This window comes from Nonomuraea sp. N2-4H (assembly GCF_045291505.1).
Taxonomy (GTDB): Bacteria; Actinomycetota; Actinomycetes; order Streptosporangiales; family Streptosporangiaceae; genus Nonomuraea; species Nonomuraea fastidiosa.
Window position 1 is genome coordinate 981,578 of the sequence record NZ_CP147987.1, and the last position, 12,838, is coordinate 994,415.

The following is a 12,838-nucleotide window of genomic DNA, read 5'->3' on the forward strand; positions in this document are numbered from 1 at the left end:
CCGCGTACCAATGTGAGAGGTATGAATGCGACGGTTGGCGACCGCCTCCTGGTACATGGCAATACCGTTGGTGAAAGGGACAGGAGCGGCGTGATCACGGAGGTCCGGGGGCCGGACGGGGCGCCCCCGTACATCGTGGCCTTCGACGACGGCCACACCGGGATCGTCTTTCCGGGGCCCGATGCCGTGGTGCTGCATCAGTAAGATTCCCGCGTGAGATCTGAAATCATCGCTGTGGCCACCGGTTCCCGGGAGGCGGTGCACGACATCACGGCCCAATGCGCCGATTTCGTGCGGGCTCAGGGCGGCGACGGGTTGCTGCACGTGTTCGTGCCGCACGCAACGGCCGGGGTCGCACTGCTCGAGCTGGGTTCGGGCAGCGACGACGACCTGCTGGCCGCTCTGCGTGATCTGCTGCCCGCCGATGATCGCTGGCGCCATGCCCACGGCTCGCGAGGTCACGGCCGGTCGCACGTCATGCCCGCGTTGATCCCGCCGTACGCCACGATCCCCGTGCTGGGCGGGCGAATGGCGCTCGGCACGTGGCAGTCGGTCGCCTTGATCGACTTGAACGTCGACAACCCGCAACGCCAGGTTCGCCTGTCGTTTTTGTCTGATTGATTCCGGCCGACTAGGGCCGTACCCGTGGCGACCGTTGACGACTGAGGGTCACAGCGTGTGGACTGTGCCGAAGCGATAAACCGCATAAGCGGGGCCACTCAAGCAGGAGGGATAAACGTGAGCGCGACCGCGGGTCAGGCGCAGGGCGAGCGCGGCCTGGCCGAACGGCTCGGCCTCAAGCCGGGTCAGGTGGTGCAGGAGATCGGTTGGGACGAGGACGTCGACGACGAGCTTCGCGAATCCATCGAAGACCTGACCGGCAACGAGCTGCTGGATGAGGACGCTGATGAAGTCGTCGACGTGGTGCTGCTGTGGTGGCGTGACGGTGACGGCGACCTCTTCGACGCTCTGACCAACGCCATGCGAGCACTCGCCGACGGCGGCCAGATCTGGCTGCTGACTCCCAAGGCCGGGCGCGAAGGCCACGTGGAGCCGAGCGACATCGGGGAGGATGCCGCCACCGCGGGTCTCTCGCAGACCAGCAGCATCTCCGCCGCGGCCGACTGGTCCGGGACCAGGCTCGTCCCGCCGAAGGGCAGCCGCCGATAGGGGCCGCAGCGCCTGCCGTACGGCAGGATGGACCTGTGAACGCACATCCTGCCGAGGTCGGCGCCCGAGCTCCTGATTTCGAGCTACAGGACCAGCACGGCACCCCGGTGAGCCTGCGACAGTTCCGGGGCGAGAAGGTCGTGCTGGTCTTCTACCCGCTGGCGTTCAGCGGGATATGCGGCAGCGAGCTGTCCGCTCTGCGCGATCAGCCCATCGAGGGCGCGCGGTTGCTGACCGTGTCCGTGGACTCGGTCTTCGCACTCCGCGCGTGGGCTGATCGCGAGGGCTACGCGTTCCCCCTGCTCTCTGATTTCTGGCCACATGGACAGGTCGCTCAGGCGTACGGTGTGTTCGATGAAGAGAAGGGCGTCGCCCGCCGGGGGACCTTCATCCTCGACGGCGAGGGCGTGATCCGGTGGTCGGTGGTCAATCCGATCTCCGAGGCGCGTGACATCGCCGACTATGTCAAGGCACTCGCCGACATCACTTGACGTTCAAGGACATCGCCGACTTCGGAGGATACGATGCCCTGCTTCCGGTGCGGGGCCCGGCAGACGGACCCGGTGCGCGGAGTGAGCCCGTGGCAGCGCGGGGTGCGCAACGATTCCCAGGTGCTCATCTGCCCGGACTGTCAGCGGCTGCACGACCTCGACCTCGACTCCTGCGCGACGTGCGGGTCCACGGCGCTGTTCTGCCGGCTGGGCGAGGTCGAGTGCAGGGGCTGCGGGGCCGTGTGGATGGCCCGCTCGTCCGCGGGCCCGATCGACCCGGCCGCCGTCGCCGCGCCGCCCGGGCTGTCGGCTGAGGTGGAGGCCGCGCTCAACCGCGTCCTCGGGCGGGCCTGAAGGGCCCTGTACGGTCCCCGGGGCGCCCGTTCGGCTCCCTCGCTCCTCACAGCGGTTTGCGGGGCTCTGTGATGCTTTGGGGCCTCGTGGGCACGTACGTGCGGTTGAGCCGAGGAGGCAGGGCCTGGCGAAGTGCTGATCGGCATCCCCGTTCACCTGCCGATCTCGCCGATCTTGTCTCTGGGGCCGGACACCCTTTCCAGACATTTGCTGAGCTGCGCTATCGTCTCCTTCCGTGTCCGCAATGAGTTCGTTCGTCGTCGCGCTTGACGTCGGTGGCACGTCCATGAAGGGCGGCCTGGTCAGCGAGTCCGGCGCGGTGCTGCTGAGCGAGCGGCGCCCCACCCCTCGGAGCGAGGGACCGGAGGCGGTCGTGGCCGCGATCTCCGACTTCATCAGCCACCTGGCCGCCTCGGGCGACGGCATCCCCGCCGGCGTCGGGCTGGCGGTACCCGGGCTGGTGACCGAGGACACCGCCGTGTACGCGACGAACCTCGGGTGGCGCGACGTCCCCGCCACGGACTTCACCACCCTGGACATCCCGGTCATGCTCGGGCACGACGTCCGCACCGGGGGCCTGGCGGAGAGCATCCTCGGCGCGGGCCGCGGCGTGTCGGACTTCCTCTTCCTTCCCATCGGCACGGGCATCGCCGGCGCCTCGATCATCCGCGGCGAGGCGTACGGCGGCGCCGCCGGCTGGGCGGGCGAGATCGGCCACACCCCCGTCTTCCCCGACGGCGAGCAGTGCGCGTGCGGGCAGTTCGGCTGCCTGGAGACGTACGCGTCGGCGGCCTCCGTCGGACGCCGCTACAGCCAGCGGGCCGGCGTCGAGGGCGTCAAGGCCGAGCAGGTGGTCTCCTCCGACGACCCCATCGCCATCGAGGTCTGGGACGAGGCCGTGGAAGCGCTGTCGCTGGCGCTGGCCACGTACACGCTGCTGCTGGACCCGTCCCTCATCATCCTGGGCGGCGGTCTCGCCGAGGCCGGTCCCGCCCTGTTCGATCCCGTACGCACGCGCCTGGTCAAGCGCCTGGCCTTCCGCGAGGCGCCCCCGCTCGTACCCGCCGCGCTCGGCGTCGACGCGGGCATGCTCGGCGCCGCCCTCCTCGGCTGGCGCGCCGCCGGCCGCCCCGAGCTGGGACCCGGGTGGGTGGTGGATGTGCGATCGGGCCCGTTGGTGTCGTAAGGTGTAGTGCCGATCAGGGGCGGTTAGCTCAGCGGTAGAGCACTCGCCTTACAAGCGAGGGGTCACTGGTTCGAACCCAGTACCGCCCACCTGCGACATCAGCCCCGTCTCCACTTAAGGAAACGGGGCTTCGTGCCATGAGCGTGCCATCAGGCTCCGGCGTCGCCGGTGATCTTCGCGTTCATCGCATCTCGCGGCTCCATGCGTGATCATGGGCCGGATCCGGTGCCGGGGTGGACCGTCTCGGTGACGGCTGTGGCGGAGTGGTCCGCCAGGCGTGAGGTGCCCCCGGAGGGGAGAAAGCGGGCGGTTACCGGACTTCCCCTGCCTTCTGGTTCCATGATCGTCCATGAACGCAGCCCGAACGACCGTCCGGAGAAGGTGGCTCAAGCTTCTCACGGCCCTTCTCGCCATCCTCCTCCTCGGGTCGATGGGCCTGTACGAGCTGATGAACGCCCGGACCTTCCAACTTGCGGGAGACCTGACCGACCGCGTGGCGACCGGTGAGAAGGTCGTCGCCCTGACCTTCGACGACGGCCCTGACGAGCACACCCCCGAGATCATCGACGTCCTCGCCGAGCAGCGCGTTCGCGCGACGTTCTTCGTCGTCGGCTCTCAGGTCGAGGCCCGGCCGCAGGACGCGCGGGCGCTGGTCGCCGCAGGCCACCAGCTCGCCAATCACACCTACAACCATCGGCGAATGGTCTTCGTTTCCCCCGCCACGGTGGCGAGTGAAATCGAACGCACCGATGCGGCCATCCGGAGGGCCGGGCAGCGCGGCGAGATTCTGTTCCGCCCGCCGACCGGCAAGAAATTGCTGGTGCTACCGCTGTATCTGGCCGGCAACCAGAGGCGCACGGTGATGTGGGATGTGGAGCCGGATTCGGGTAAGACTCCGACCGCCACCGAGATCGTCACGGCTGTGCGCAAGGAGACGAAGCCAGGATCGATCATCTTGCTCCACCCCTGGTACGCCGGCGGGCGGAACACTCGCGAAGCCATCAAGGGCCTGATCACCGGCCTTCGTGAGGACGGATACCGATTCGTCACGGTCTCAGAGCTGCTCGCCTTGCGAGATCGTTGACATGGGTCCTGCCCTTGTCTCATTGCGTTAGGCCGCTGCTTCGAACCCGGTACCGCCGCCCGGTCCGGAACTCATGTCGTCCGGTACGTTCCGCGTTGCTCCCGCCAGTGCCGCGACCACCGGTGGCGCTGCCGGCGTCGCGGCGCGAGGCACCGGCGAAAATGAGAAGCGCTCGTGAAGGGCGTTCGCTAATCTGACGGTGGCATAAGGCGGAAAGCGCTTCGAAGATACCTTCAAACCGCTTCAGCGGCAGCTTTCCGTCTTTGCGTCCCCCAATTGAACAGCACCTTCCCGGTGCGACGATCGATGCGGTTTCGCTGTATGAAGCCGCCGCCGTCAGTTTCTCGGGAGGGATAAGATGCCGGAGAACGTGCCCGGTGCGAAGGCGAGGAATGCTTCGTTAAGGTGCCGGAGAAATCCGGTTCCCTGACCCGGGTCTCGTCGGCTCGGCCGGCGGATCCTGGCTTATAGCCCTTCGCTGCTTGGATCTCGGGCACGTTCTCCTGAACGGATCCCTCCCGGTCTAAGTCCGAGGAGGATCCGTCGTCTCATGGCGAAGTTCAACCACGCCGCGCGCACGGCCGCGACGTCTCCGGTCGTCACGGAGCGGACGCCGTCCGTGCGCACGTACGAGGGCGCTCCCGGCTACGTACGCGACGCCAAGAGCGAGCTCTTCCTCCTCGCGGTCACTCACATGGTCGGCGAGCCCACCATGTACGAACGGCCCAGGAAGCGCGACCGGCGGTTCCGGAGGCTCGTTCACCAGGTGGCGGTCGAGGACGGCGAGTGGCTGGCCAGGTTCCTGCCGTGGCTGCGTACCGAGGCGAACATGCGTTCCGCTCCGGTCGTCGCCGCGCTCGAAGCGGTCAGGGCGCGGCTCGACGCGGGGCTGCACGGACTGAACCGGCAGCTCGTCGACGGCGTGCTCCAGCGCGCCGACGAGCCGGGCGAGGCGCTCGCCTACTGGACGTCCAGGTACGGACGATCCATCCCGAAACCGGTCAAGCGCGGCATCGCCGACGCCATCCGTCGTCTCTACAACGAGCGGAGCTTGCTCAAGTACGACACCGCCTCCAAGGGCTACCGCTTCGGCGACGTCATCGACCTCGTCCACCCGTCCCCGCACCCGGACAAGCCGTGGCAGGGCGACCTCTTCAAGTACGCGCTCGACCGGCGCCACAGACGCCGTAACGGCATCCCCGAGCGGCTGTCGGTGCTGCGCCGGCGCGCGCACCTGATGGCGCTGCCGGTCGCCGAGCGGCGCGCCGTGCTCACCGGCGACGATCCCGAAGAGGTGGCGGCGAGGCTCGCCGGGGCGGGCATGACCTGGGAGGCGCTCGCCGGATGGCTCCAGGGGCCCATGGACGCCGCGGCGTGGGAGGCCGTCATCCCGAGCATGGGGTACATGGCCCTGCTGCGGAACCTGCGCAACTTCGACCAGGCGGGCGTCGGCGACGCCGCGGCCGAGAAGGTCATGGCCAAGCTCGCGGACCCGGACGAGGTGGCCAGTTCGCGGCAGCTCCCGCTCCGGTTCTACTCCGCTTACGTGGCGGCGTCGTCCCGGTGGCGGCCTGCGCTGGAGCGGGCGCTCGCCCTCGCGACCTCGTGCATGCCGTCGTTCCCTGGCAGGACGCTCGTCCTCGTCGACACGTCCGGGTCCATGACGTGGCTTCGGATATCGGCGCGTTCTACGGTCTTGCCGGTGCAGACGGCGGCGCTGTTCGGCGCCGTCCTCGCCGCCCGGGGCGACCAGGTGGACCTGTACGGCTTCGCCGACGGCGTCTTCAAGCACCGGGTCCGGCCGGGCGGCTCGGTACTGGAGGAGGTGCAGGCGTTCTGCGAGCGGATCGGCGAGGTCGGTCATGGAACGCGCATCGCCGATGCGGTGCGGGCGACGTACCGGGGGCATGATCGCGTCGTCATCCTGTCGGACATGCAGGCCATGATCGGGTTTGCGAGCGACGGCGTCATGGACTCGGCGCCGGGCGACGTCCCGATGTACGGCTTCAACGTGCTCGGCTACAAGACCGCCGCGATGGCGACAGGGCGGGCTGACCGGCACGAGTTCGGCGGCTTCTCCGACGTCGCGTTCAGGCTGATCCCGCTGCTGGAGGCCGGGAAGAGCGCCGACTGGCCGTTCTGAGCCTCACGGGCTCGTGGTCGGGACCCAGTAGCGGCGCTTGCGTTCGGTGATGCCGATGAGCCGCCCGCCGTTGGCCTCGATGACCCGGCGTGAGGCGACGTTGGTCAGGTCGCACATGATCAGGGCCCGGTCGATGCCCAGCGAGCGGGCGATCGGCAGCGCGGCGGCCAGCATGGCCGTCGCGTGGCCCTGGCGGCGGGCGCTGGGGCGGACGTCGTAGCCGATGTGCCCGCCCTGCTCCTCCAGGGCGGGGGTCAGGCGGTGGCGGATGGCCAGGCGGCCGAGGAACCGGTCGCCCTCGGCCCACCAGAGGGTGGTCATCGGTACGAAGCCCGGCCGCACCCCCTCCTGGGAGCGCTCGTTGAGCACCCGCGTGACGTACGCCTGGAAGGCCGCCGGGCTCGTCAGGGCCTGCGGATCGACGTCCTCGACGAACCACGGCACGGGAAAGGCGCGGTCGGCGCGGAACTCCGCCACCGCGTCCCGGAAGGACGGCAGCAACGCGGGGTCCGGGTCGATCAGCTTCGGCATGGCGACCATGGTGCCCGCGACAGGGCGCGACGCCAAGTCTCACCTCCGGGAGGCGGGCCGCATCGGGCCGTAAGGTCGTGTTGTGGATGATCAGAGGGCCCAGGCTCACGCTGCCGCTGGAGCGCTGTTCTTCGACGACGTCGGCCGGTTGCTGCTGGTCACGCCTACGTACAAGTCCTCTCTGGACATTCCGGGCGGGTACGTCGAGCCGGGGGAGACCCCGCACGAGGCGTGCGTCCGTGAGGTACGGGAGGAGCTGGGCATCCAGCCGGCCATCGGGCGCCTTCTCGTGGCCGACTGGGCGCCGGACTCCAGGGACGGCGACAAGGTGCTGTTCGTGTTCGACGGCGGGGTGCTGAGCGACGAGCTGCTCGGGCGGATCACGTTCGCGGACGGCGAGCTGAGCGCGTACGCGTTCCACCCCGTCGAGGAGCTGGACGAGCTGCTGATCGAGCGGCTCGCCCTCCGGCTCAAGGCCGCCGTCACCGCGTACGAGCGCGGCGAAACCGCCTATCTCGAACACGGCAGGCCGGTCTAGATGGCGGCAGGAGACCCACGCGTGGTTCCACGCGCACCTGATCGACCCGAATGACGTCGATCCCCGCGTCTACGATTGCGAGCTGAACCTGCAGGCCATGGCCTGGTTCAAGCGGGAGGCCACGCACTCACTCGAGCGGGTGCCCGGTTATCTCGCGATCCTCGCCAGGCACGGGGTGGAGTGCGTGCGGGTCAGAGGGACGATCCGGGCAGGGTGATCTACGAGGACCCCCATCAGATCGTCGCCGTCCCGTACGGCGGGAGTTAGCGGCGCCGGCCCCGGCGGTTGCGTGGGGGAGAGGTGCGGCGGGCGGTGCTCTTCTGCGCGGGCTTTCTGGATGTGCGGGGCTTCTCCGCCGGTGCGGTGGCGGCGGGGGTGCGGCCGCGGTGGCTGTTGACGGTCCGGCCGCGGACGATGCCGATGAAATCTTCCATCAGGTCCGTGGTGGCGTCGGCGAGCCAGGCGAGCCCGATCTGCGACTGCGGCGCGTCCGTCACCGGCCGGTACGTGAGGTCCTTGCGGTGGTAGAGCCGGGCCAGTGACTGGGGGACGAGCACGAGCCCCGCGCCGGAGGCCACCAGCGGGATGGTCTCGGCCGTGGTGTCCGGGCGGGTGAAGGCGGGCAGGCCGGGACGTTCCGTCCACTCCAGGGCGTCGTCGAGCGGGTGGAAGATCTCCTCGTCGGCCAGGTCGGCCAGCGTCACCTCGTCGGCGGCGGTCACCACATGGTCCTTGGGCACCACGACCACCGTCGTCTCGATGTAGAGGGGGATGACGTTGAGCCCGTCGCGGTCGATCGGCAGCCGGACGAACCCGGCGTCGGCCCCGCCCTCGCGCAACAGCGACAGCACCTCGGGGGTGGGCGCCATGACCAGGGTGATCGGCACGTCGGGCTGCCGCTCGGTCCACACCCTGGCCCACTTCGCGGGGGTCACGCCGGGCGCGTACGCCAGCCGGAACGTCTCACCATCGGTCACCGCCACAGCGTACCGATGTCAGCGAACCCGCCCCGACTGGCTACGCTTGGCGACATGACCTCGTCCAAACCGAAGAGCATCCAGACGATGAAGCCCGAGACGGCGGCCAAGAAGCTGGGCGTGCTCTTCTCGGCGACCCCTGCCGAGTTCCGCGCGGGCGTCGTCTCCAGGGACGAGCTCAACGCGATGCAGAAAGAGCCGCCCGCCTGGCTCACCGAGCTGCGCCGCAACGGCCCGCACCCCAAGCAGGTCGTGGCCGCCAAGCTCGGCGTCTCCATCTCGGGCCTGGCCAGGGCCGGCATCACCGAGCCGCTCACCACCGCCGAGATCGAGCAGATCAAGGCGGAGCAGCCGGAGTGGCTGGAACGCGAGCGCTCCGTCTACGCCGAGGCCCGCAAGGAAGCCGCCCGCCTCAAGCAGCAGAAGCAGGACAAGCAGGACTATCAGGAGAAGCGGGAAAGGCGGCAGCGTTAGCCTGCCGCCCCAGCGCTCCCGCCCCCACTCCCGCCGTCTTCAGGCCGCGCTTCTCGCTTGAGGCCGTGAGTCCCGGCGGCTCAGGTGTGCGGGTGGACGGTGACGAAGATGCCGCGCACCTGGGTGCCGTCCGGGTCGTCCCAGACGCCGGAGACGTGCCCGATCGCGTCCTTCGGGAGCGGCGCGGCGACCTGAAGGACCCGGTGCAGGCGCAGGGTCGTGCCGGGCGGGCCGGGCAGCGTTGTGCCCTCGGCGTCATCGGCGTCATCGGCACTGTCGGCGGTGCCGCGCGCCGCCGTCCCCTGCGCCGCGGGGGCGGTGTAGGCGCGGGTGACCGTGGGGTCGGGGGTGTCGCTGACGTTCTGGGCCTGGGCCTGGACGCGTCCCGCCACGAACGCGGTGAGCTGGGTGATCAGGACGGGGTCGTGGCAGCCGTCGTAGATCCAGCGCCGTCCCAGCACCCCGTGCTCGGCGGTACCGAGCAGCGCGTGCTCGGCGCCGTCCAGCGCGGCTCCCCGATACGTCAGCGGCACCAGGTACGTCGTCGCCGCACCGCCCGACACATCGTTGAGCACCATGAACTCGATGCCGACCTCTCCCTCGGGGTCGTCGAGCCGGAAACCGCCCGCCCTGACCAGCTCGGGCCGAGCCGGGCCGCCGCGGTACCACGGCCGGGTGGGCAGCCAGGGCGTGAGCAGCTCCAGCTTGGTCGGCTTCATCGTCGTGCGGTGGATGACGGCCATACCGGGAGATCCCTCTCGTCGAGCGGACACGGACCTCCCGGATTGTACGGATGCATCCCCGGTGTCAGACCGTCATGGGCTCGCCGTTGGCGATGACGTTCTTGAGCACGAGGTTCTCGACGTTCTCGATGACGTTCGGGGTGGCGGTGGTGCCGAAGTCCACGTCGGTGAGCGTGACGTCGCGGATGGGCGCGTCCGGGTAGCCGCGCAGGTTGAGCGCGCGTTCGGCGGTCCCCACGGTGACGTCCCTGACGTCGATCCCGCGTACGGACGGGTTGAACCCGTGCCCGGGCCCCTCCTCGTAGAAGAAGTTCACGTCGATCACCGAGCCGCCGACCTGGCCGATCTCCAGGTCCCTGGCGTGGAAGCCCTCGATGAAGCCGCCGCGCACGGAGTTCGTCTTGAACCGCAGCGCGATGTCGAGGTTGGGGCTGGACATCGCGCAGTCCCTGATGAACACCTCGCGCACGCCGCCGGACATCTCGCTGCCGATCGTCATGCCGCCGTGCCCGTCGCGCATGGTGCACTTCTCGACCAGGATGTGCTCGCTCGGCACGTTGACCCGGCGGCCGTCGGCGTTGCGGCCCGACTTGATCGCGATGCAGTCGTCGCCCGTGTCGAACGTGCAGCCGCGGATCACCACCATGCGGCTCGACTCGGGGTTGCAGCCGTCGTTGTTGGGGCCGTGAGAGACGACGGTGACGTTCTGGACGAGGACGTTCTCCGACAGCGTCGGGTGGATCTCCCACATGGGCGAGTTGACGATGGTGACGCCCTCGATGAGCACGTTGCGGCACCGGTACGGCTCGATGAAGGACGGCCGCAGATAGCCGCCCTCACCGTAGCGGCGCCGGGCCACCGGCACACCCCCCTCGGCCTGGGCGAACAGCGCGGCGCGCGCTGCTGACTGCTCGGGTTCGCCCGGGTCCCAGCCGTGGTCGCGCTGCCCCTTCCACGGCCACCAGTGGTCGTTGCCGGCCTGACCGTCCAGCGTGCCTGAGCCGGTCACCGCGATGTCGCTGCGGCCGTAGGCGTAGATGAGCGGCGAGTAGTTGAACAGCTCGACGCCCTCGAACCGGGTCAGCACCAGCGGCAGGTACGCCTTCGGGTCGGTGCTGAACAGCAGCGTCGCACCCTCCTTGACGTGCAGGTCCACCCGGTCGAGCAGGTGGATGGGGCCGGTGAGGTAGCGGCCTCCCGGCACGTCCACATGGCCGCCGCCCGCCTCGTGGCAGGCCCTGATCGCGGCGCGGATGGCGGCGGTGCAGTCGGTCGTGCCGTCGCCGCGCGCGCCGAAGCGGGTGATGTCGAAGCGGCGGTGCGGGAAGACCGGCGGGCGGACGCGGGCGGCGATGCGGTTGGCACGGGCCCAGGGTGCTTCCGGGTGCGCGGTCGACGCGCCGGCGGAGGACTCGCGGGCGAGGGCGGCTCGGGGGTGAGAATCGGAACGGCGGCGGACATCGCCAGGGCACGCATGGCGGCACGGCGGCTCAGCACGGCAACTCTCCCTGTCACGCTCGGGGTGGCCCGGAGCATATGCCGACCCGTTGCGGTGATCTAGGGGTCAGGCGGCTGTTCGTGCTGGAAACGCGGTGCAAACGGTTGCAGTATTCGTGCAGGGGCCGCGCGCGGGACGGCCGCAGGGGCCACGGCGGCGCGCAGGGCTGTCAAGGGCGGCGCCGCAGGGCTGTGCGGCAGGGCGCCGCGACCGCCCAGGCATGGGCGGTCGCGGCGCGGAGCGGGCTCAGCAGGTGCTGGCGCCGTCGAAGTTGCGGACGCCGCGGGGCACCTTCGACCAGATGGTGCCGCCGGGACGGACCGTGTGGCAGCTGCCGTCGGTGCCGTGGGCCCACACGATCTTCAGGCGCAGGGTCCTGCTGCAGTCGTTGCGGGCGTAGCCGGTCTTGGTGATGGTGCCGGTGGTCTGCCAGACGACCACGCAGGACGGCGCGTTACCGGCGGGCGCCATGGCCTGGGCGGGAGCGGCGGCCGCGCCGAGGGCGCAGCACGCGACGGCGAGGGTGGTAAGAGTCTTGCGCACGGAACGTGTCCTTCCTGATGCCATCAGTTACCCAACGAGTAGTAATCGATTGACTACAGGAAGTCAACGACATGGATCATAAGGAAAGTGTCCGCATATCTATACAAAACGGACATCGAGCTACTAACCTGGCATCGCTCCAGTGGGGGCCGCCTGGAGCGCCAAACGTCGCAGACGTCGGGGCCCCTCCCGCCCCCGGAGGGGCCCCGCGCCCATGTCTCGGGGTCCCGTTGTGTCCCTCATATGGCGAAAAATCGGATGAGGGCGACTCGCTGCACCTCTAGGGTGTGATCCGTGACCAAGCTCAATCAGATCCTCGCCGTCGAGAAGGGTGTGAAGTCGGACGTCCAGCGCAAGGTGACGGACGCCTACAACCGGATCCAGAAGGCGCCCCTGCTGTCCGGTCTCTCTCGCACGTACCAGCCGATCGACGATGAAGGCGAGCAGCTGCCGCCCGAGTCGACGCGCGTGCAGGTGCAGGCCGAGGAAGTGCTCAAGGACGTCGGTACGGCGCTCACCCGGCTCTTCGACGTGACCGCCACCAAGGACTGGGCCAACTGCGAGGCCAAGGCCGACGTGGTGGTCGACGGCGAGGTGCTGCTCGAGGACGTGCCGGTGACGTACCTGCTCTTCCTGGAGAAGCAGCTCAGCGAGGTCTACGCGTTCGTCTCCAAGCTGCCCACCCTCGACCCGGCCGAGACCTGGACGCGCGACGAGGCCACCGACACCTGGCGCACCGAACCCGTCAAGACCACCAGGACGAAGAAGGTGCCGCGCAACCACGTGCTCGCCGAGGCGACCGACAAGCACCCGGCGCAGGTGCAGGTCTACAACGAGGACGTCGTCGTGGGCTACTGGACGAAGATCGCCTTCTCCGGCGCGATGCCGCAGCGGCGGGTGAACGAGCTGCTGGCCCGCGTACAGAAGCTGCAGGACGCGGTGAAGTACGCGCGCGAGGAGGCGAACGGCACGGAGGTCGTCGACCGTAAGATCGGAGACAAGGTGTTCGCCTACCTGTTCAGGTGAACCCTCCCCTAGACCCCCTCGCCTTCGGGCGAGGGTGCGCCAGGAGCGCAAGCTGAGGCTGAGGGCTGAAGCTGAACGGC

Annotated in this window: 16 protein-coding genes and 1 tRNA gene; 12 read left to right on the forward strand and 5 right to left on the reverse strand. The window is 69.3% G+C overall.

Features of this window, described 5'->3' with window-relative positions; genetic code table 11:
- The first annotated feature begins 21 nt into the window (after positions 1 to 21).
- The 9 genes from WBK31_RS04505 to WBK31_RS04545 all read left to right on the forward strand — a co-directional run bounded on the left by WBK31_RS04505 (position 22) and on the right by WBK31_RS04545 (position 6,428).
- On the forward strand, positions 22 to 204 hold the full coding sequence (locus WBK31_RS04505) for a DUF1918 domain-containing protein (RefSeq protein ID WP_364066879.1): 183 nt from the start codon (positions 22 to 24) through the stop codon (positions 202 to 204).
- A 9-nt stretch (positions 205 to 213) separates the two neighbouring features.
- Complete coding sequence (locus WBK31_RS04510) at positions 214 to 621, forward strand: secondary thiamine-phosphate synthase enzyme YjbQ (RefSeq protein WP_378784598.1); 408 nt, start codon at positions 214 to 216, stop codon at positions 619 to 621.
- A gap of 117 nt (positions 622 to 738) precedes the next feature.
- Positions 739 to 1,170, forward strand: a complete 432-nt coding sequence (locus WBK31_RS04515; RefSeq protein ID WP_364066875.1) for a DUF3052 domain-containing protein — start codon at positions 739 to 741, stop codon at positions 1,168 to 1,170.
- A gap of 35 nt (positions 1,171 to 1,205) precedes the next feature.
- Entirely contained in the window at positions 1,206 to 1,661 is a 456-nt protein-coding gene (locus WBK31_RS04520) for a peroxiredoxin (protein WP_406674365.1), read from the forward strand.
- A gap of 102 nt (positions 1,662 to 1,763) precedes the next feature.
- Entirely contained in the window at positions 1,764 to 2,015 is a 252-nt protein-coding gene (locus WBK31_RS04525; protein ID WP_364066871.1) for a hypothetical protein, read from the forward strand.
- Between the two features lie 244 nt (positions 2,016 to 2,259).
- A complete protein-coding gene (locus tag WBK31_RS04530) occupies positions 2,260 to 3,201 on the forward strand; it encodes an ROK family protein (RefSeq protein WP_364066870.1) in 942 nt (313 codons plus the stop codon).
- Between the two features lie 17 nt (positions 3,202 to 3,218).
- A tRNA-Val gene (locus WBK31_RS04535) sits at positions 3,219 to 3,290 on the forward strand.
- 341 nt (positions 3,291 to 3,631) lie between these two features.
- Positions 3,632 to 4,285, forward strand: a complete 654-nt coding sequence (locus tag WBK31_RS04540; RefSeq protein WP_378784594.1) for a polysaccharide deacetylase family protein — start codon at positions 3,632 to 3,634, stop codon at positions 4,283 to 4,285.
- A gap of 550 nt (positions 4,286 to 4,835) precedes the next feature.
- A complete protein-coding gene (locus WBK31_RS04545) occupies positions 4,836 to 6,428 on the forward strand; it encodes a TROVE domain-containing protein (protein WP_378784592.1) in 1,593 nt (530 codons plus the stop codon).
- Positions 6,429 to 6,431: 3 nt separating this feature from the next.
- Here WBK31_RS04545 and WBK31_RS04550 read toward each other — a convergent pair whose 3' ends face one another.
- On the reverse strand, positions 6,432 to 6,959 hold the full coding sequence (locus WBK31_RS04550; RefSeq protein WP_364066864.1) for a GNAT family N-acetyltransferase: 528 nt from the start codon (positions 6,957 to 6,959) through the stop codon (positions 6,432 to 6,434).
- 82 nt (positions 6,960 to 7,041) lie between these two features.
- Between WBK31_RS04550 and WBK31_RS04555 the strand changes: the two genes are divergently transcribed.
- Positions 7,042 to 7,497, forward strand: coding sequence for an NUDIX hydrolase (locus tag WBK31_RS04555; protein ID WP_364066862.1), 456 nt, complete (start codon positions 7,042 to 7,044; stop codon positions 7,495 to 7,497).
- 263 nt (positions 7,498 to 7,760) lie between these two features.
- Here WBK31_RS04555 and WBK31_RS04560 read toward each other — a convergent pair whose 3' ends face one another.
- Positions 7,761 to 8,474, reverse strand: coding sequence for a LysR substrate-binding domain-containing protein (locus WBK31_RS04560; RefSeq protein WP_364066860.1), 714 nt, complete (start codon positions 8,472 to 8,474; stop codon positions 7,761 to 7,763).
- Between the two features lie 54 nt (positions 8,475 to 8,528).
- Between WBK31_RS04560 and WBK31_RS04565 the strand changes: the two genes are divergently transcribed.
- Positions 8,529 to 8,948: a DUF5997 family protein gene (locus tag WBK31_RS04565; protein ID WP_364066858.1), complete on the forward strand. Its 420-nt coding sequence runs from the start codon at positions 8,529 to 8,531 to the stop codon at positions 8,946 to 8,948.
- Between the two features lie 80 nt (positions 8,949 to 9,028).
- Here WBK31_RS04565 and WBK31_RS04570 read toward each other — a convergent pair whose 3' ends face one another.
- The 3 genes from WBK31_RS04570 to WBK31_RS04580 all read right to left on the reverse strand — a co-directional run bounded on the left by WBK31_RS04570 (position 9,029) and on the right by WBK31_RS04580 (position 11,732).
- Complete coding sequence (locus WBK31_RS04570; RefSeq protein WP_378784588.1) at positions 9,029 to 9,691, reverse strand: maltokinase N-terminal cap-like domain-containing protein; 663 nt, start codon at positions 9,689 to 9,691, stop codon at positions 9,029 to 9,031.
- 64 nt (positions 9,692 to 9,755) lie between these two features.
- Complete coding sequence (locus WBK31_RS04575; protein ID WP_406675446.1) at positions 9,756 to 11,045, reverse strand: glycoside hydrolase family 28 protein; 1,290 nt, start codon at positions 11,043 to 11,045, stop codon at positions 9,756 to 9,758.
- A 390-nt stretch (positions 11,046 to 11,435) separates the two neighbouring features.
- Complete coding sequence (locus WBK31_RS04580) at positions 11,436 to 11,732, reverse strand: hypothetical protein (protein ID WP_364066852.1); 297 nt, start codon at positions 11,730 to 11,732, stop codon at positions 11,436 to 11,438.
- A 294-nt stretch (positions 11,733 to 12,026) separates the two neighbouring features.
- On the opposite strand from WBK31_RS04580, the gene WBK31_RS04585 reads away from it, so the two are divergent.
- Complete coding sequence (locus tag WBK31_RS04585) at positions 12,027 to 12,758, forward strand: hypothetical protein (protein ID WP_364066850.1); 732 nt, start codon at positions 12,027 to 12,029, stop codon at positions 12,756 to 12,758.
- Positions 12,759 to 12,838 lie beyond the last annotated feature (80 nt).

Excerpts from the sequence above, each read along its gene's own strand:
- WBK31_RS04565 (WP_364066858.1), top strand. The coding sequence starts at position 8,529 with ATGACCTCGTCCAAACCGAAGAGCATCCAGACGATGAAGCCCGAGACG.
- WBK31_RS04530 (WP_364066870.1), top strand. The coding sequence starts at position 2,260 with ATGAGTTCGTTCGTCGTCGCGCTTGACGTCGGTGGCACGTCCATGAAG.
- WBK31_RS04550 (WP_364066864.1), bottom strand. The coding sequence starts at position 6,959 with ATGCCGAAGCTGATCGACCCGGACCCCGCGTTGCTGCCGTCCTTCCGG.
- WBK31_RS04545 (WP_378784592.1), top strand. The coding sequence starts at position 4,836 with ATGGCGAAGTTCAACCACGCCGCGCGCACGGCCGCGACGTCTCCGGTC.
- WBK31_RS04505 (WP_364066879.1), top strand. The coding sequence starts at position 22 with ATGAATGCGACGGTTGGCGACCGCCTCCTGGTACATGGCAATACCGTT.
- WBK31_RS04540 (WP_378784594.1), top strand. The coding sequence starts at position 3,632 with ATGGGCCTGTACGAGCTGATGAACGCCCGGACCTTCCAACTTGCGGGA.
- WBK31_RS04570 (WP_378784588.1), bottom strand. The coding sequence starts at position 9,691 with ATGGCCGTCATCCACCGCACGACGATGAAGCCGACCAAGCTGGAGCTG.